Annotated in this window: 15 protein-coding genes; 13 read left to right on the top strand and 2 right to left on the bottom strand. The window is 32.1% G+C overall.

Translation table 11 applies throughout. The features are described from left to right. The first annotated feature begins 288 nt into the window (after positions 1-288). The 9 genes from KTC92_RS11635 to KTC92_RS11595 all read left to right on the top strand — a co-directional run bounded on the left by KTC92_RS11635 (position 289) and on the right by KTC92_RS11595 (position 10,466). On the top strand, positions 289-981 hold the full coding sequence (locus tag KTC92_RS11635; protein ID WP_216303330.1) for a response regulator transcription factor: 693 nt from the start codon (positions 289-291) through the stop codon (positions 979-981). A gap of 88 nt (positions 982-1,069) precedes the next feature. Further along, a complete protein-coding gene (locus KTC92_RS11630; RefSeq protein ID WP_220286909.1) occupies positions 1,070-1,993 on the top strand; it encodes an ATP-binding cassette domain-containing protein in 924 nt (307 codons plus the stop codon). Next, entirely contained in the window at positions 1,986-2,741 is a 756-nt protein-coding gene (locus KTC92_RS11625; RefSeq protein WP_220286908.1) for an ABC transporter permease, read from the top strand. The genes KTC92_RS11630 and KTC92_RS11625 overlap by 8 nt, the downstream gene beginning before the upstream one ends. 204 nt (positions 2,742-2,945) lie before the next feature. Further along, a complete protein-coding gene (locus KTC92_RS11620) occupies positions 2,946-3,863 on the top strand; it encodes a HAMP domain-containing sensor histidine kinase (protein WP_220286907.1) in 918 nt (305 codons plus the stop codon). A gap of 282 nt (positions 3,864-4,145) precedes the next feature. Next, complete coding sequence (locus KTC92_RS11615) at positions 4,146-4,988, top strand: CPBP family intramembrane glutamic endopeptidase (RefSeq protein ID WP_216303334.1); 843 nt, start codon at positions 4,146-4,148, stop codon at positions 4,986-4,988. A gap of 297 nt (positions 4,989-5,285) precedes the next feature. Beyond that, entirely contained in the window at positions 5,286-6,677 is a 1,392-nt protein-coding gene (locus KTC92_RS11610) for a 2-isopropylmalate synthase (RefSeq protein WP_220286930.1), read from the top strand. Between the two features lie 52 nt (positions 6,678-6,729). Further along, positions 6,730-8,664: an aconitate hydratase gene (locus KTC92_RS11605; protein ID WP_220286906.1), complete on the top strand. Its 1,935-nt coding sequence runs from the start codon at positions 6,730-6,732 to the stop codon at positions 8,662-8,664. Between the two features lie 4 nt (positions 8,665-8,668). Beyond that, entirely contained in the window at positions 8,669-9,673 is a 1,005-nt protein-coding gene (locus tag KTC92_RS11600; RefSeq protein WP_216303336.1) for an isocitrate/isopropylmalate dehydrogenase family protein, read from the top strand. A gap of 112 nt (positions 9,674-9,785) precedes the next feature. After that, entirely contained in the window at positions 9,786-10,466 is a 681-nt protein-coding gene (locus KTC92_RS11595; protein ID WP_216303337.1) for a pseudouridine synthase, read from the top strand. A gap of 57 nt (positions 10,467-10,523) precedes the next feature. Here the strand turns inward: KTC92_RS11595 and KTC92_RS11590 are convergent, their stop codons facing one another. Further along, positions 10,524-10,844, bottom strand: coding sequence for a DUF1540 domain-containing protein (locus KTC92_RS11590; RefSeq protein WP_216303338.1), 321 nt, complete (start codon positions 10,842-10,844; stop codon positions 10,524-10,526). A 398-nt stretch (positions 10,845-11,242) separates the two neighbouring features. On the opposite strand from KTC92_RS11590, the gene KTC92_RS11585 reads away from it, so the two are divergent. The 3 genes from KTC92_RS11585 (at position 11,243) to ltrA (ending at position 15,816) form a co-directional block, all read left to right on the top strand. Continuing rightward, the gene (locus KTC92_RS11585) at positions 11,243-12,883 is read left to right on the top strand and encodes a family 14 glycosylhydrolase (protein ID WP_216303339.1); all 1,641 of its coding nucleotides are present in this window, start codon (positions 11,243-11,245) and stop codon (positions 12,881-12,883) included. 561 nt (positions 12,884-13,444) lie between these two features. After that, positions 13,445-13,891 (top strand): hypothetical protein, encoded by a 447-nt coding sequence (locus tag KTC92_RS11580; RefSeq protein WP_253198201.1) that lies wholly within the window; start codon positions 13,445-13,447, stop codon positions 13,889-13,891. Between the two features lie 515 nt (positions 13,892-14,406). After that, on the top strand, positions 14,407-15,816 hold the full coding sequence (ltrA, locus tag KTC92_RS11575) for a group II intron reverse transcriptase/maturase (protein ID WP_258280593.1): 1,410 nt from the start codon (positions 14,407-14,409) through the stop codon (positions 15,814-15,816). Positions 15,817-15,882: 66 nt separating this feature from the next. Here ltrA and KTC92_RS11570 read toward each other — a convergent pair whose 3' ends face one another. Continuing rightward, positions 15,883-16,674, bottom strand: a complete 792-nt coding sequence (locus tag KTC92_RS11570) for a 3'-5' exonuclease (protein WP_216304161.1) — start codon at positions 16,672-16,674, stop codon at positions 15,883-15,885. Between the two features lie 243 nt (positions 16,675-16,917). On the opposite strand from KTC92_RS11570, the gene KTC92_RS11565 reads away from it, so the two are divergent. Next, positions 16,918-19,080: a DNA topoisomerase III gene (locus KTC92_RS11565; RefSeq protein ID WP_220286846.1), complete on the top strand. Its 2,163-nt coding sequence runs from the start codon at positions 16,918-16,920 to the stop codon at positions 19,078-19,080. The last annotated feature ends 192 nt before the right edge of the window (positions 19,081-19,272 follow it).

The raw sequence follows: 19,272 nt of genomic DNA, 5'->3' as shown, positions 1-19,272 counted from the left end.
TATACCATAACTATGATAAAAATATGAGAAGTAAACATTAGTCACTACAGACCTTTTTCAGCTGACTGTCCAATAGATATTACTTGAATTAGTAACGTAGTGAACAATTTATATTAGCTAATTATCAAGATTCAGATCCCCATAATAGGTATTATAAAGGAAATACTTTAATAATTTTACAAATTAATAAAACAAAAGTATACTGAAATTATATAAATCTAAACTATATATGGATAAAATTCCATATGTAAGATGATGTATGAAATTAATTTATAAAGGATGAGTAGGATGAATGATAATATAAGTGTATTGGTGGTAGAAGATGATATAGATATAAATAATTTGTTATGTGGAATATTGAGTAAACATGGATACTATGTGAAAACTGCATATTCAGGATCGGAAGCAAGAATGTGCATAAATCAGTATGATTTTCACATTATCTTATTAGATTTAATGATACCGGGTATATCTGGGGAGGAGCTTATATCAATCATAAGAAAAATTAAAACTATGCCAATAATAGTTTTATCTGCGAAGACAGCACAGGATACAAAAATAGAAGTACTAAGACTAGGTGCAGATGATTTTGTGTCCAAGCCTTTTGATGTAAATGAAATTCTAGCAAGGGTTGAATCACAACTCAGAAGATATATGATATTTTCTAATAAAAGTAAAAGTGAAAATATTTTAAAGTATAAAGATTTAATTTTAAATAGTGAAGCAGTAGAGGCACTAGTTAAAGGAGAAAATATTAACATTACACCAAGAGAGTTTCATATCTTAGAGATGTTAATGTCTTACCCAAATAAGGTGTTTACTAAAGCAAATATATTTGAGACTGTATGGAATGATGAGTTTTTTGGTGATGATAACACTGTAAATGTTCATGTGAGCAACCTTCGCTCAAAAATAGCAAAAATTGATCCAGATAGTGAGTATATTCATACAGTATGGGGAATTGGTTATAAGATGAGCTAGAAATCTTAATACTTTCTTAAGGGTTTCCTTAAGGTTTCTTATACTTTAAGTACTATTATAAATATATAAGATAAGGGGAGGGAATTTAATGGGGGATATAATTTTAAAAACAAAAAAATTAACTAAAAAGTATGGTAAGGACTTTGCCGTAAATAATGTTGATTTAGAATTAAAACAAGGGGATATTTACGGACTTGTAGGTAAGAACGGTGCAGGAAAAACAACAATTCTTAGGATGATATCTGGATTATCTATACCAACAAGCGGAGAAATAGAACTTTTTAATGAAGTATCAAAAGCCGGTTTAAATAATTCAAGGACAAAGCTTGGATGCATGGTTGAAACACCAAGTTTTTTCAAGTATTTATCAGCAAAGAAAAATTTGGAATACTATAGATTGCAAAGGGGCGTTGTAGAAAAAGAATGTGTGGATAAGGCAATTAAAATGGTAGGTCTTGAGGATGTGGGCAAGAAAAAATTCAAAAATTTTTCACTTGGCATGAAACAACGATTAGGGCTCGCGCTAGCTATAATGACAAGTCCTGACTTACTAATCTTAGATGAACCTACCAACGGTCTTGACCCTACTGGAATAATAGAATTAAGAGAACTTTTATTAAAATTTAATAGAGAAAGAAATACGACAATAATTATATCTAGCCATATATTAAGTGAGCTATCTCAACTTGCAAATACCTATGGATTTATTAATAAGGGCGAGTTTGTAGAGCAAATATCTGCAAAGAATCTAGAAGAAAAATGTAGAAGATACCTATTAATTAAAGTAGATGATACCTCAAAAGCCACCGTTATAATAGAAAATAAGCTAGGAGCCATGGAATATGAAGTGTTAAATAGAAATGAAATTAGATTATATCAGCACATAGATACTCCAGAGAGAGTGTCAGAGGCGCTTATTAATAATGGAATTAAGCTATTTTCAATTAATAACAGTGGTGTGAGTTTAGAAGAGTATTTTGTAAATTTAATTGGGGGTAATAAGCATGATTAATTATATAAAAGCTGAACTTTATAGAAGTTTTAATAGAGTATATTTTTGGGCTTATACAGCTTCTATAGGTATTTTATCTATATTAGCTAATGTTATGATTTTAAATGTACATTGTCATATTCCCACTGATAGTATTAATAGTATGTTTGATAAGTTCACTATGTCAACCCTTATTATACCAATATTTCTAGTAGTTGGATTTGTGGATATGATTACATCGGAGGAAAACAAAAATGAAACGCTTAGAAATGTTGTGGTTTTTGGAGTTACAAGAAGTAAAATAATTTTATCAAAGCTTATAACTACAGTTATCCTTGCATTTATAGCAGAAATTATTATATTAGTTTTGTATTTTGGGAGCGCATTTGTAGTATTTGGAGTAAATAATGAACTAATTATAACTATAATAAGGTTTTGTCAAAAATCATTAGTAGCCACGCCTCTATGGATAGCAGCTATAGCAATATGTACTTTCTTAGCTGTTATTATTAAAAATAATACTATTTTTGCATTTGTCTATTCTGGAATATTTATATTTACAGACAAGATTATTGGAGTGCTTTCATTCTTTGTTTCTGATAAGTTTAAATACCTGGAAAATATTCTTATTACAAAAAAAATAAATGAAATTTCAACATCATCATTAACAAGCGAAACTATAATATCTTCGGTTTTAATGGGAGTTATTTATACATTAGTATTTACAATTATAACTATAGTGTATTTTGAAAAAAAGGAAGTTAAATGATCTCCTGCGGAGCTGCAACAGCTTCACAGAAGTTGTATTATCGACTTCAGAAGGAGATTTATATTCCCACTGAAGTTTTCTATTTATTAGGGCAAGTAACTCCTACTTATAGAAGAGGGGGACTTTCCTTCTGAAATGTCGTTAAATAAATTAGAGTAGCATACGGATAATATATTTTAGATATTAGAGGAAGGGGTGATATTTATGCAAAGAATAATAATAATTTTATTACTAGCTGCGGTAGTCATATCTGTTACCCTTTATGTTTTCCTATATAGTGAAATTAAAAGTATAAACAATCAATTAAACAAAATTAATAAGACTAAGACTAGTTCAAAAATACTATTATCTTATGATAATAAGCAATTACATGGGTTAGCTTTGGGAATAAACAAAAACCTAGAAGAAAAACAAAAGTCAGAAGCTAAATATAAAAAGATGGATTTAGAGCTTAGAAAAGCTATTTCAAATATATCTCATGATTTAAGGACTCCATTAACTTCGATAATGGGGTATATGCAATTAATTGATAATAATAGTTTATCTGAAGATGAAAATAAGAAATATATAGATATAGTAAAAAACAGAACAAAATCCTTAGAATCCTTAATAACTAGTTTTTATGATTTATCAAGACTAGAAGGTAATGAATATAAATTTGATATGAAATCATTAAACTTAAATAATATATTGTGTGAATGCGTGGCTTCATTTTATAATGATTTTTTAAATTGCGAAGTGGAACCTAAAATTGATATAGAAGAAAAACCTTATTTTATTATAGGAGATGAAGTTGAAGTAAAGAGAGTGTTTTCAAATCTAATACAAAACATTATTAAATATGGTGAAGGATATGCAGCCATCTCTTTAAAACGCAGTAATGAATACATTGTTACAATATTTCAAAATGCTGCCCAAAATTTAAGTGATGAAGATGCGAAGCGTTTATTTGAACGATTTTTTACAGCAGATAGAGCAAGAACAGGGAAAAGTACAGGGATTGGACTTGCTATAACAAAACAACTAGTTGAACAAATGGGGCATGAAATTTCAGTGGAACTAGTAGAAGGAAATCTTAGCATAATAATAAGGTGGAAATGTTTAAAGTCTATTACAGAGTAGATAGTCCGAATTTAAAGTAAGTCATCTTCAAAAAAATAACAAGCCACCTTCTGGCTTGTTATTTTTTGATTATATAGGAAACAGCTTTCGGAAAACAATGTGGATAACTTTTTTCATCTATATAATATATATTTAATGTAATATACACCTTTATTAAAATAACCAATTTGGTAAGTAATATAATATATGTAATTTAACGACAGTTAAACACATATATAGTATACTTAGGATGGTATAAACTGCAACTATGTTAAAATATAATAAGTTAGAGGGTGTTATAATATGAAATTTTTAAAAAATATAGAAAATCAAGCGATAACTGTTAAACAAATGACTATAATTAAAGCTTTTCTTGTAATGCTTACAGCAATTTTATTGGAGATATTAGGTCAAATACCCATAGAAATTTTAAATTTATTTTTTAAACGTTTTACAAAAGTAGCCCCCTATTTGAAATTTGTTACAGGAGTGTTAGTTAAATATTTCATTATTACTCTTTTATTAAAGTGGCATAGTAAAAATTCCTGTGAAAAAATTCATAAAAAAAGGTTTAATAGAAAGAATTTTATTTATGTTGCTTTAATAATTATAGGCTTTCGTATAGTATATGATAATAGTTTAATTTACTGGGTTAATAAGATACCTATGCCTGATTTTATAAATCAAGCATTTGAGGAGCTGGCGATGTCACCTATTATAATGATACTTAGTGCTGTTGTTATAGCACCTATATATGAAGAAATTGTTTTTAGAGGGATATTGCTAAGGGGTATGGCTAACAAAATAAATCCAACATTGGCACTTATAGTATCAGCCTTATTTTTTGCGTTGATGCATATGAATATTCCTCAGGGCATAAATGCATTTTTGCTAGGATTAATTATTGGATCTATATATTTGAATACAGGTTCAATTTATTTAAGTATATTTGCACACTTTATAAATAATTCTACGGCGATCTCAATTTCAGGAGCCTTCCAATTAATAAGCGGAAAGTATGCTACATTAATTCATGGTACAGCTTTTATTGTAGGAAGCATAATTTTAATTGTTGCCTACAGATGGCTTAATCAAAATAAACCAGGAAATAAGCTAGATATATACAAAGAATCTATAGAAATATAATATTAGGCCACAAAACAAAATCCTCCATTATAAAGATAATTATCTTTATAATGGAGGATTTTGTGCATTTTATTACTTTAAAGAAAGATACAATTATTACTTAAGGGTATAGGGAAATATTGATATGAACAAAAAAATGACGGATTAATTATAAGAAATTGCAGAATATCTTTACAAAATTGCGTTTAGGCTATATAATAATAAATAAATTGAAAGTTTAATGCATATAAAATTCAAATATGTATATTCTATAAATAGAGATAGGGTATACAGCAAGGAGGAAAATAAATGAAAGAGATGAAGATAACAAATTACAATGATTCCCATAAGAGGGTAATAAATAATTTTAAGGCAAGTAATGAAGAACAACCTAGGTTATTTAAAGAAATATTTCCATACTCAGAAATTCCAAAAATGGTTTTTAATAATGAACAGATTCCAATGTTTATACCTGAAGATATTTGGATTACGGATACTACTTTTAGAGATGGGCAACAGGCAATGGATACCTATACTGATAAACAAATAATTAAAATATTTGATTACCTACATAAACTTGATAATAATTCAGGGATAATAAGACAAACGGAGTTTTTTTTATATACCGAAAAAGACAGAAGAGCGGTTGAAAAGTGTTTAGAAAGAGGATATAAATTTCCAGAGGTAACTTCGTGGATAAGAGCCAACAAGGAAGATCTTAAGCTAGTGAAGGACATGGGGCTCAAAGAAACGGGAATACTTATGTCTTGTTCTGATTATCATATATTCAAAAAATTGAATAAAACAAGACAGCAGGCCCTGGATTTGTACATCTCATTGGTAGAAGAAGCATTAGAAAATGGCATAACTCCAAGATGTCATTTCGAAGATATAACTAGAGCTGATTTCTTTGGATTTGTGGTGCCACTAGCACAAAAACTTATGGAACTTTCTAAGAAATCGGGTATCAAGATAAAGATTAGAGCATGTGATACATTAGGCCTTGGGTTACCTTACTCGAGAACCGAGTTACCAAGGAGTGTACAAAACATCATACATGGATTAAGAATTTATGCAGGAGTTCCGCCTGAGTGTATTGAATGGCATGGACATAATGATTTTTATAATGTAGTGACCAATGCTACTACAGCATGGACTCATGGATGTGCAGCTATAAATACGTCGCTTTTTGGTATTGGTGAGAGAACAGGTAACTGTCCACTTGAGGCTATGATTATAGAATATGGTCAACTAAGAGGAAATGTAAAAGATATGAATCTTAAATTGATAAGTGAAATTGGCAAATACTTTGAAGGTGAGTTTAAATATAGTATTCCACCTAGAACACCATTTGTAGGGAGTGAGTTCAATGTTACGAGAGCTGGCATACATGCGGATGGAATATTAAAAGATGAAGAAATATATAATATTTTTGATACTGAGAAAATATTAGGCAGGCCAATTGTTGTAGCAGTTAATGAACATTCAGGACACGCAGGTATAGCAGCTTGGGTTAATACTTACTTTAGATTAAGGGGAACAGACAAGATAAGTAAAAAAGATGAGGGAATTAATGTTATAAAAGAATGGGTTGATAAGCAATATGAAACTGGAAGAAATACTGTAATGAAAAGTGAAGAGCTTGAATTAATTGCAAAAGAGATTATTCCACAGCTAAGTGTAAAGTCACAAAAGACTGCAGCTTGTTAATATAAGTTAGACATTGTAAATTCTATTTATAAATGAAAAATGGAGGGATATCATGGCATTTACTGTTGCACAAAAAATAATTAAGGCTCATTTAGTTAAGGGTGAAATGATTTTCGAACGTGAAATCGCAATTGAAATAGATCAAACGTTAACACAAGATTCTACAGGTACAATGGCTTATCTTCAATTTGAGGCTATGGGAATTGATAAAGTATTAACCAAAAAATCAGTTGCATATATAGACCATAATATTTTGCAAACCGGGCCTGAAAATGCAGATGATCATTTATATATACAAACTGTTGCTAAAAAACATGGCATATATTTTTCTAAACCTGGCAATGGTATTTGCCACCAAGTTCATTTAGAAAGATTCGGAGTTCCAGGTGAAACTTTACTTGGCTCGGATAGTCATACTCCCACTAGTGGGGGAATAGGGATGCTTGCTATAGGTGCAGGAGGATTAGATGTTGCGGTTGCTATGGGCGGTGGAGAATATTATATAACAATGCCTAAAATTGTAAAGGTGGATTTATTAGGAAAGCTTAACCCTTGGGTTTCAGCTAAAGATATTATATTAGAATTATTAAGACTCTTAACGGTTAAGGGCGGAGTTAATAGAATATTTGAATATGCTGGCTCCGGGCTGAAAAATCTAAGCGTACCAGAAAGAGCAACAATTACTAATATGGGCGCAGAGCTTGGAGCCACAACTTCAATCTTTCCGAGTGATGAGATTACACATGAATTCTTAAAAGCACAAGGTAGAGAAAAAGATTATGTGGAACTTAAAGCAGATGATGGTGCAGTATATGATGAGATAGTTGAAATAGATTTAAGTAAAATTGAGCCTCTTGTTGCTTGTCCTCATAGTCCGGATAGGGTAGTCTCTGCATCATCTTTAAAAGACATAAAGGTAGACCAGGTGTTAATAGGAAGCTGCACTAATTCTTCTTATGTTGATATGATGAAGGTGTCGAAAATACTTCTAGGAAAAACCATACCTGATGAAGTGTCACTTGCTATTGCACCAGGCTCAAAACAGGTTCTAAATATGCTTTCCAAAAATGGTGGACTCGGAGATATGATTGATGCTGGTGCAAGAATTTTAGAGAGTGCATGTGGTCCATGTATAGGAATGGGACAAGCGCCTTCAACTGGAGCAGTATCACTTAGAACCTTTAATAGAAACTTTAAAGGTAGATCTGGAACGGTGTCTGCGAATGTTTATATTGTAAGTCCAGAAGTGGCTGTTGCATCGGCACTTACAGGATATATAACGGATCCAAGAGAGCTCGGTGAAGCAATTAAAGTGCCCATGCCAGAAAAATTCTTGATTAATGATAATTTAATAATAAACCCAGCAGAGGATGGTAAAAATATAGAAGTGAAAAGAGGACCGAATATAAAGCCATTCCCTAAAGCGGAAGAATTAAAGGGAAATGTGGTAGGAAAAGTTTTAACTAAATTAGAAGATAATATTACAACGGATGATATAATGCCATCTAATGCAAAATTACTTCCATTTAGATCTAATATACCTTATTTATCAGAATTTTGTTTAACTCCGTGTGATGAGAAATTTCCAGCTAAGGCTAAGGAGAATAGTGGTGGAATCATAGTTGCCGGATCAAATTATGGGCAAGGCTCCAGTCGTGAACATGCGGCATTGGCACCTCTTTACTTAGGTATTAAGGCCGTTATCGCGAAATCTTTTGCAAGAATTCATAAGGCTAATTTGATTAACAATGCTATAATCCCATTGGTATTTGAAGACATTAAAGATTATGAAGATATAGCTATTATGGATGAATTAATAATAGAAGGTGCCGTAGATCAAATTAAAAAAGGCATAGTTATTGTAAAAAATATAACAAAAGGATCTGAGTATAAAACTCTACCTGAAGTAACGGAGAGAGAAAAAGAGATGCTTATATATGGTGGATTAATAAATCTTATAAAAAACAAGAAAAAGGGAGGGGTTTAGAAGTATGGAACATAATATTACACTTATACCTGGTGATGGAATTGGGCCGGAAGTAACTTCTGCTGCAGTTAAAGTAATAGAAAAAAGTGGAGTCACAATTAATTGGGAAACGGTGCGTATGGGAGCCGCGGTTATAGAGGAATTTAATACTCCTATGCCTTCCTACGTTTTAGAAAGCATTAAAAAGAATAAAGTTGCACTTAAAGGGCCTGTAACTACACCGATTGGTAAGGGGTTTAAAAGTGTTAATGTTACATTAAGACAGGAATTAAATCTTTATGCTAATATAAGGCCTATAAAAACACATGAGGGGGTTCCATCAAGGTTTGAAGATGTAGATATAATAATAGTAAGAGAAAACAGTGAAGATTTATATGCAGGAATAGAACATATGATTACAGAGGATATTGCTGAGAGCATAAAGGTAATAAGCAAGAAAGCTAGTGATAGAATAGTAGAATATGCTTTTAAATTGGCAAAAGAGCAGAATAGAAAACAAGTAATAGCTGTTCATAAAGCAAACATTATGAAACTTTCCGATGGATTGTTCTTAAGATGTGCAAGAAACATAGCGACCATGCACAAAGATATAGGCTTTGGAGATGTTATAGTAGATGCGATGAGCATGAAGCTTGTAATGAACCCAGAAAAATATGATGTGCTTGTAATGCCTAACCTATACGGAGATATATTATCAGATATGGCAGCGGGGTTAATTGGTGGGCTAGGACTAGTTCCAGGTGCAAATATTGGAGAAGAAGGTGCGGTTTTTGAGCCAGCTCATGGATCTGCTCCAGATATAGCTGGCTTAAACTTAGCAAATCCTACTGCGTGTATTCTATCAGGTGTTATGATGCTAAGATTTATAGGAGAAGTAGAAGCGGCAAATAAAATAGAGAAAGCTGTGGATGATGTTTTAAAAGAAGGCGAACATTTAACTTGTGATTTAGGTGGAAATACTGGGACTCGCGAGTTCGCTGAAGCGATCATTGGAAAAATGGGGAAATAAAATAATTAACAACAAATAACTCATGAGCAACTTGCTCATGAGTTATATTTGGTATAATGATACAAAGAGATTAAAGTAGTTTAGATGACTAGTGAAAGGATAAAGATTTATTATGAGAATAAATAAACTGCTTAGCAATTATGGTATTTGCTCAAGAACTGATGTTAATAGGCTTATAGATGAAAAAAGGATAATGGTAAATGGGAAGCTTTGCACCACCGGGCAGTGGGTAGAAAAAGAGGATAACATTCTTCTTGATAATGAGAATATTGTAGTGAGAGAGAAGATTTATATTGCGCTAAATAAACCCGTCGGGATTACATGTACTGCAGAAAAAACAGTAGAAAACAATATAATTAATTTCATGAACTATCCAGAATACATATTTCCAGTTGGAAGATTAGATAAGGCATCTCAAGGGTTAATACTTATGACTAATGATGGTGATTTGGCAAATAATATTTTAGAATCTGAAAATGAACATGAGAAAGAGTATATAGTAACTGTGAATAAGCATTTTGATGAATCTTTTCTCAAAGCAATGTCTGAAGGTGTTCAAATTTGTGGAGTTAAAACAAGACATTGCAAAGTTATCGCAGTTAGCGATGATACTTTTCGTATTATTTTAACACAAGGACTAAATAAGCAAATTCGCAGAATGAGCAAAACTTTTGGATATACAGTTGTAAGATTAGAACGAGTTCGAATTATTAATATAAAAATTGATGAGACAGATATTGGCATGTGGCGTTACCTAACAGAGAAAGAGGTAATAGAATTAAGGAATAGTTAGAAAGGGTACCTTAGTAGAAATATTAAGGTACCTTTTGTTTTTTATGAAAAAACTCAATTAGGTGGTTTTAAAAGTCAAACAATCTGTTTCTGAATAGAGATTAACATTTTCGCCACTAACGTCTATAGATTTAGCATTACAGAGCTGATTAGAGTTATAGGTGCAAGTACATACATTACAAGCAATTACGTCGCATCCATTGCTATTGGAATTAATGATATTTGTAAGAGAACTATAGACAATACTATCTAAAAAAGTAGCACAACAAGTATCAGAATCTTTTTTAGCACTTTTTCCACCAACATTTATTATGTTAGCATAACATGTGTTTTTGTCATTATGGGAGCAATTTGAAACGCTACAATTGATTTTTGACATTATATCTCCTCCTTAGTGTATCTACTAAGAAGTTTAACCAAAAGGAAAAGAAAATATTTATAATATAGGGTTTGTTTAAAATTTCTATTTGATAGATTTTTTATAAGAATGTTGCCGTAAAACATATTTTCGATTGAATATTGTTGTATTTTCATATATAATTAGAATTAAGTAAGAAAATGTAACGATATACATATTATTCAAAGTATATCGTTTATTAAATTATAGGGAATATATATCTATTGTCGCTTGTATTTTATCATGAAAACGAGTGCAATAGGTATTGATGGACCCCTTTGACTTCAGTATAAGTTAGCTTAACCCCTTGCTATTGCAAGGAGTTATATAAATAAACAGATAGTGTTAACATTATCAAAAAATATGAAGGGGGAGAATTTATGAGGTATGTTAATAAAACATTAAAAAGATATGGTAGCTTTGCTTTATCTTTAGTGATAGCTCTTAATTTAATGCTATCTTTTTCATTTAAAACGTATGCATCAACTATACAATCTGACTACAAGTCATTTGTAATGGCTCCATTGGAAAAAGTAACAGATTGGAATGCGTTCAAAAATCAATTAATAACCATTAAGAACAATGGAGTCTATGCCCTTACCACAGATGTGTGGTGGGGAGATGTTGAAAGTGCGGGTGACAATCAGTTTGACTGGAGTTACTACAAGACTTATGCAGATACTGTTCGTGCTGCAGGATTAAAGTGGGTGCCTATTATGTCCACTCACCAATGCGGTGGTTCTGTGGGGAATTCAGTAAATATACCTTTACCTACATGGTTATGGAATAAAGATAGTGCTGAGAATATGCAGTTTAAGGATGAAAAAGGAAATTATGATAAGGAATCTCTTAGTCCATGGTGGTCTGGTACAGATAAACAGTACAATGAACTTTATGTGTCTTTTGCTGAAAACTTCAGCAGCTATAAAGATATTATAGCTAAAGTTTACCTTTCTGGTGGTCCATCAGGTGAATTAAGATTTCCTTCTTACAATCCATCATTAGGTTGGTCATATCCAGGTCGTGGATCTCTACAATGCTACAGCACAACAGCAAAAACAGATTTTCAAAATACGATGAAAACTAAATACGGCACTATTTCGGCAGTTAATAGTGCATGGAATGCAAGTCTAACAAGCTTTACACAAATTATGCCTCCAACAGATGGGGATAATTTTTTTGAAAAGGGTTATAAGTTAACTTATGGTAATGACTTTTTAACTTGGTATCAAAGTGTACTTGCAAAACACTTGTCGAATATAACGGCTATAGCGCATAACAGTTTTGATTCAGTTTTTGATGTTAGAATAGGAGCAAAAATAGCAGGTATACACTGGCTAATGAATAGTCCTACTATGCCACATGCTGCGGAGTACGGTGCAGGTTATTATAAGTATAGTACTTTACTCGACCAGTTTAAGACATCAAATGTAGATTTAACATTTACATGTCTTGAGATGGATGATTCAAACGCATATGTTAGTCCAAGCTATTCAGCTCCTAAAAGTCTCGTTATAAATGTTGCCAATTTGGCTACATCGAAAGGTATAAGACACTTTGGAGAGAATGCACTAGCTATTTCTAATAATAATCAAGCGTATCAAAATGCTGCTGAAATGCTATTTAATTATAATTTCTCTGGATTTACACTTTTGAGATTTGCAAATGTTGTTAACCGCAATGGAACAGCTACTTCTGAAATGGCTCCCTTTGCAGATACTTTAGTTATGAAGCCAGTTCCTGTAACTTTTACAGTGAACAACGTTAATCCAGGCAGTGGTCAAAATGTATACTTATCAGGGAGTAGATGGGAATTATCTAACTGGACTACAGGCGTATATCCTTTGCCACTTACTAATAGCAATGGAAGGTATACAGGAACCACATATCTTGGTGAAGGCCGTGACTATCAATTTAAAGCAATTATGAAAGATGGTGATGGAAACGTAACCTGGGGAGGTGGCAACAGTCAATCTTATACTGTTCCTACAAGGGGAGGTTCCTATACCTGGAACTGGTAGCTAGAAAAAATACCATTATAATTTTTTTGCACGTATATTGGCAGTTTTAAAAAAAAGTTTAAGTTTATCGTAAAATTAAGAGCCACTACTCTGATAAATATGATATAATTAAAATAATGTAGAAAAATAAACATGTGTGTTCTAGAGAAAATTGAATTGTTATTAAAAAATTAGGGAAATATTAAAGTTATATATAATTTTAAATCCCTTACAAGGCATATGAAAAAAATAGACTAGCGTGCTGACTGGTTATTTTTTTGAAGATGCCTAAATAGAAGAAAGAGGTGTCCTATCATAAAAAACGAAAATGAAAATAAAAAAGAAACTACTAAAGTAGAAATTAAATCAAACAAATATCAGACGCTAGAAAATATTACATTTTTAAAAATAGTTAAAAAAGATGGAACAACTATTGATTGTAAAATAGATACTGAAGATTTACAAAAGGTATTAGAAAAAGGTCGTTGGTTTGCAGAGTGGAATAAAGATTTTAATAATTTCTTAGCGCAGAATCTAGGCAGTTATTATATCGAAGAAAAGAAATATAGAAGAAAACAGAGTTTGCAGTCATTCATATTAGATGTTCATCCAAAAGCACCTGTAAGACATATCAATGGAGACACTCTAGATAATAGAAAATGCAACTTAGAAGTATATAATCAAAATACAATTAACGATTATGAAGAATTAGATGAAGAAACTGTTGCTATAATATTAAGAGATAGATATGGTAAAGAAAAATCTAGGACTATAATCGATAAAGAAGATTTAAGCAGAGTGGTTAATAATAGTTATACATGGGTTCTCTTTAAGAAAGATACAGAACCTTATGCTGTAGCAAACACTCCTGAAGGAAAAATTTATTTGAATAGATTTATAATGAGTACAACTGAAGATATGGTTACTCATCCTATAAATCTTAATACATTAGATAATAGAAAAGCTAATTTAGAAAACAAAAAAGTTGAGTTAGAATTTGATAAACCAACTGAAGAAACAGAAGTTTAATGACAGTTTAGAAGGAAAGTCATTAATCCAGCTCCGCAGGAGATGATTTAATAAGCATTGTAAAGCAGTATAGAAGATAATTCTATACTGCTTTTATTGTGCGCCCGGCATGGGCGCAATCTAATGGGTGAAAGTCCCTAGCACGGGTTAATAGTGCCAAGTGCATAGCTTAAGACAAGGGTGTCCATCGTGAGATGGAATCTGAAGGAAGTTGGCGGCCAAACTCCGGTCTGACGAACAGAAACTACATATAAGGCATATGCTTGTGGGTAAGTTTGCAATACAAAACGAAGCCCAAAACTATTCGAAACAAGTGGTGTAAATGTAGCAGATAGATGGAGTGAAAGATTGCGTTCTTACCCGGGGAGATCTGATAGGTAAGTTGTGGATATGAATTTAGAAATAACAACCCATACAGTGATGTATGGCTGAACTATCAGAAGTCAGCAGACGTCATAGTACCATGCAAAACGCGTTAGCGTGGGAAGGACTGAACAATAGGAGGTTTTGGAATTTTGAAGGATACGAGAAAATATGATAAAAGCAGACAACTTCATAAAGAAGGCTCTCTACGAGAGAATAGAGTGGAACTCGAAGGTAATGTAGAAGTGCATAGTATTTCCTCTATGTCAGAAGAAGGAAGAAACGATGTGAATGAATATGATAATGGTTTACTCGAGCAGATATTATCGAGAGATAATATGAATAAAGCATATAAAAGAGTAAAAGCCAATAAAGGAAGTCATGGGATTGATGGTTTGACAGTAGATGAACTTCTACATTATCTAAAAGAGCATGGACAAGAATTAAGGCAATCATTATTAGAAAGTAGATATAGACCTCTAGCCGTAAGAAGGGTAGAAATACCAAAACCTGACGGTGGAATTAGGCTACTTGGAATACCTACTGTATTAGATAGAGTTATTCAACAAGCGATATCACAAACTCTAATACCAGTATATGAAAAGAAATTTTCTGATAATAGTTACGGTTTTAGACCTTTAAGAAGTGGAAAACAAGCTGTTGAAAAATGTAGGGGATATATTAATGCTGGACATACATGGACGGTGAATATAGACCTTTCTAAATACTTTGATACGATAAATCATGATAAATTAATAAGGATACTATCGGAAGATATTAAAGATAGTAGAGTAATTTCTCTGATACGAAAGTATCTACAAAGTGGAGTGATGATAAATGGGGTATTTATGAATACAGAAGAAGGAGCACCTCAAGGCGGGCCTTTGTCCCCATTATTAAGTAACGTAATGTTACATGAACTCGATGTAGAACTAACAAAACGAGGACTAAACTTTTGTAGATATGCTGATGATGCGAATATATACGTCAAAAGTGAGAAATCAGCAAATAGAGTAATGAAGAGTATTACGAGATTTATTGAGGAAAAGTTAAAGCTTAGAGTGAATAAAGAAAAGAGTACAGTAGATAGACCTTGGAAACTTAAATTTTTAGGATTTTCATTTTACCGGGCAAAAGGTGAATACAGAATGAGAGTTCCTCAAAAACCTATAATCAAATTCAAAGCAAAGCTAAAAGAATTAACTTCAAGAAGTAATGCGATGAGCATGAAATATAGGTTTATGAAACTTAAGCAAGTGATAGTTGGATGGATAAATTATTTTGCTATTGCAGACATTAAAAGTATTCTTAAAACACTTGATGAATGGTTAAGGCGAAGAATTAGAATGTGTTTTTGGAAACAATGGAAAAAGATTAAAACAAAATATGGGAACCTTGTTAAATTAGGAATACCAAACAATAAAGCTTTGCAATATGCAAATACAAGGAAAGGCTATTGGAGAACATCCAATAGCCCTATATTAAACAAAACATTGACCAATAAATACCTTAAAAATATAGGATTAGTTTCTATATCTGAGACATATTTATTAAAACATTAATTTCTATTGAACCGCCGTGTACCGAACGGTATGCACGGTGGTGTGAGAGGTCGCTAAATAAATTAATTATTTAGCTCCTACTCGATTTTTTGATATTGGGTCAGAAACAACTTGAAATTGATTTGTTTTTCCCATAATATAAGCTAAATTAATTATAGACTTTTCTTCCTCGGTCATTTCCCTTTTGAACATTTTTTCGAATTGTTTCATTAAATTACAAGTGTCAAGTTTGTAACTTTCAGCAGCGGGTCTAGTTACCCTTGTGTTTTTATGAGGATTATATATCCTAGATTTAATTTCACTGCTATAAATTTTCTTGAAAACTTCAGCTGTATAGAATGCATCATTATAAGCATTATGAAACTTACTTTCAATAGGTATGCCTAATAGCTCTGCTGCATTACCTAGCCCAATGTTAATTCCTTTTTGACAATTAAGCTCTTTAGAAGCGTAGGACTGAATGTTTATGTATTTTGTGGGTACAATCAAGGTATCTAATTCATGATATTCTATATTTCGAAATAATTCTTTTATATCAGCGACTCCCCATACACACAATATGCTTGAGTCAGCGTTTATAAACTCTGAAAGTTCTTTATACAGTTCTTTAAAAGGTTTGCCTTTATCTAATTCATCCATTGTTATTCCGGTAAGTTCTTTTACAAAGGGATTGATGATAGTATATATTTCCGGTTTTATTAATACATCTAGAGTCCCAATCGTTTCAAAATTATCATTTAGTTTTATGGCACCTATCTGAATTATTTCGAAAGGACATTTAGGATTTGTTATGTTCGTAGTATCTTTTGTGTAATTGTAGCCTTGATTAAACTCTAAGTCAAATATTATATAATTCATGTAATTACCTCTAAACTTATTTAATATTATAGTGCATAGTGATATATTACTATATCATGTAGTATATCATTTTCTTTAGTAAAAAACACCTGCACTATTACAGTTTTAGCTGCAAAAAATTGAATGTTGTATATAAAGTAGTTTATAATGAGTATAGTTGCTATATCATATTTTAATAAAATAAGTGAAATCAATCCGTGCAGCGTATGCTACACGTGATATATAAGAGAGGAAGTTTTATATATGGGAAAAATATTGGTGCTTGCAGAGAAACCCTCTGTAGGCCGTGAACTAGCGAAAGTTTTAAATTGCACTCAAGGTGGAAATGGGTATTTAATGGGACAAAAGTATATTGTAACTTGGGCACTCGGACATCTTGTTACACTAGCTGGTCCGGAGGATTATGATCAAAAATATAAAAGTTGGAAAATGGAAGATCTTCCTATGCTGCCAAAGGACTTAAAACTGGTAGTTATTAAGGAAACTTCAAAGCAATATAAGATTGTACATGAACTCCTAAAAAGAACTGATGTAGATGAGCTTATTATTGCTACAGATTCGGGACGTGAAGGAGAACTAGTAGCACGTTGGATTATTCAAAAAGCAGGATTTAGAAAGCCAATTAAAAGGTTGTGGATTTCTTCTCAAACTGAAAAAGCAATAAAGGATGGATTTGCGAATCTTAAACCTGGAAAAGATTATGAAAACCTATTTTGGGCAGCGCAATCAAGAGCAGAAGCAGATTGGCTAATAGGGCTTAATGTTACAAGAGCATTAACTTGTAAATATAACGCTCAATTGTCTGCAGGAAGAGTTCAAACACCAACTTTGGCACTTATTGTTGAAAGAGAAAACGAAATTAAGAGATTCATTCCAAAGGATTACTGGACAGTAAATGGAAAGGTAAATAATTTTACAGTTCATTGGTCTAGTAAAAATGGTGAAGCACGTACATTTGACAAGCAAAAGGCAGAAGATATAGCTAATAAGGTAAATAATCAAATGGGAACTGTTTCCGAGTTAAATAAAGCATCTAAAAAAGAGCTCCCTCCACTTGCATATGATTTAACGGAGCTTCAAAGGGATGCAAATAGAAAATTTGGATATTCTGCAAAGCAAACTCTTAATATAATGCAGAGATTATATGAAAATCATAAGATATTATCTTATCCAAGAACGGACTCTAGACATATTACCACAGATATTGTAGCAACGCTTCTCGACAGATTAAAGAGCATTGCTATAGGACCGTATGAGAAAGCTGCTAGAAGTATAATAAAAGGAAGGATACATACTACAAGTAGACTTGTGGATAATAGCAAGGTATCAGATCATCATGCTATAATTCCAACAGAGCAACATGTAGATTTATCAAGCCTTAACAAAGAAGAAAGAAGCATTTATGACTTAGTTGTAAAAAGATTTTTAGAGGTTCTAAGTCAACCTTTTGAGTATGAGCAAACTACTGTGAAGATAAATGTTAAGGGTGAGACTTTTTCTGCAAAAGGAAAAATAGTTAAGTCAAAGGGCTGGAAAGAAATAAGCAGTTCTGAGGGTGGAGAAGACAAAGATCAGTCACTTCCACCAATTAATAAAGGTGAAGAAGTTAAACTTACTTTAGTTAAATTCGAAAATGAAAAAACTAAGCCACCAGCAAGATACAATGAAGCAACGCTGCTTACAGCTATGGAGCATCCAGGAAAAAATATCCAGGATGAAAGTCTAAGAGAAGCATTGGATAATACATCAGGTCTGGGAACTCCAGCTACGAGAGCAGATGTTATTGAAAAATTATTTAACATCTTTTATATGGAGAGAAGAGGCAAAGATATATTCCCAACCTCAAAAGGAATACAGCTAATAGGTTTAGTTCCGCAGGAATTAAAATCCCCAGAGCTTACGGCTAAGTGGGAAAAACAGCTTCAACTTATAAGTAAAGGAAAAGCTAATTCCATGAATTTCGTAAAAGATATGAGGGAATATGCAGTGAAGCTTGTGAAGAATGTTGCAGCTTCTGGCGAAATATATAAACATGACAACGCCACAAGAATGAAATGTCCTGAGTGTAGTAAGTATCTTCTTGAAGTTAAAGGCAAAAGGGGAAAGATGCTCGTATGCCCAGATAGGGAATGTGGATATCGTAAAGGAGTTTCACAAGTTTCTAATGCACGTTGCCCTACTTGTCACAAGAAAATGGAGATTAGAGGGGATGGAGACAATAAGATTTTTGTTTGTGGTTGTGGATACAGAGAAAAACTTTCAGCCTTTAACAAACGTCGCGACTCAGAAAAAAGTGCTTTAAACAAAAAAGATGTCAGTAGATTTTTGAATCAACAGAATAAGGAAGATGAAGGAACTGGTAATTCTGCAATGGCCGAGGCTTTTGCTAAGTTTAATTTAAAATAGTGAAAATGACACAATGTATAAGATTTTTTATATGTTGTGTTTTTTTATTCTCGAAATATATCTCAAGCGCGCTTAATTATTGATTAAGCTTAATTAAAAGGCTAAGGATATTTAATGGTGATTTTATTCATAATTATTCATAATTATCCTATTTTTATTTAACAATTGAATTGTATGATAATCTTATGATGA

It is taken from the genome of Clostridium sp. CM027, assembly GCF_024730565.1.
Lineage (GTDB): Bacteria > Bacillota > Clostridia > Clostridiales > Clostridiaceae > Clostridium_AD > Clostridium_AD estertheticum_B.
Note: the sequence above shows the minus strand (reverse complement) of the source record. Positions and strands in the feature narration are given on the sequence as shown.

Excerpts from the sequence above, each read along its gene's own strand:
- KTC92_RS11635 (WP_216303330.1), top strand. The coding sequence starts at position 289 with ATGAATGATAATATAAGTGTATTGGTGGTAGAAGATGATATAGATATA.
- KTC92_RS11630 (WP_220286909.1), top strand. The coding sequence starts at position 1,070 with ATGGGGGATATAATTTTAAAAACAAAAAAATTAACTAAAAAGTATGGT.
- KTC92_RS11625 (WP_220286908.1), top strand. The coding sequence starts at position 1,986 with ATGATTAATTATATAAAAGCTGAACTTTATAGAAGTTTTAATAGAGTA.
- KTC92_RS11620 (WP_220286907.1), top strand. The coding sequence starts at position 2,946 with ATGCAAAGAATAATAATAATTTTATTACTAGCTGCGGTAGTCATATCT.
- KTC92_RS11615 (WP_216303334.1), top strand. The coding sequence starts at position 4,146 with ATGAAATTTTTAAAAAATATAGAAAATCAAGCGATAACTGTTAAACAA.
- KTC92_RS11610 (WP_220286930.1), top strand. The coding sequence starts at position 5,286 with ATGAAGATAACAAATTACAATGATTCCCATAAGAGGGTAATAAATAAT.
- KTC92_RS11605 (WP_220286906.1), top strand. The coding sequence starts at position 6,730 with ATGGCATTTACTGTTGCACAAAAAATAATTAAGGCTCATTTAGTTAAG.
- KTC92_RS11600 (WP_216303336.1), top strand. The coding sequence starts at position 8,669 with ATGGAACATAATATTACACTTATACCTGGTGATGGAATTGGGCCGGAA.
- KTC92_RS11595 (WP_216303337.1), top strand. The coding sequence starts at position 9,786 with ATGAGAATAAATAAACTGCTTAGCAATTATGGTATTTGCTCAAGAACT.
- KTC92_RS11590 (WP_216303338.1), bottom strand. The coding sequence starts at position 10,844 with ATGTCAAAAATCAATTGTAGCGTTTCAAATTGCTCCCATAATGACAAA.
- KTC92_RS11585 (WP_216303339.1), top strand. The coding sequence starts at position 11,243 with ATGAGGTATGTTAATAAAACATTAAAAAGATATGGTAGCTTTGCTTTA.
- KTC92_RS11570 (WP_216304161.1), bottom strand. The coding sequence starts at position 16,674 with ATGAATTATATAATATTTGACTTAGAGTTTAATCAAGGCTACAATTAC.
- KTC92_RS11565 (WP_220286846.1), top strand. The coding sequence starts at position 16,918 with ATGGGAAAAATATTGGTGCTTGCAGAGAAACCCTCTGTAGGCCGTGAA.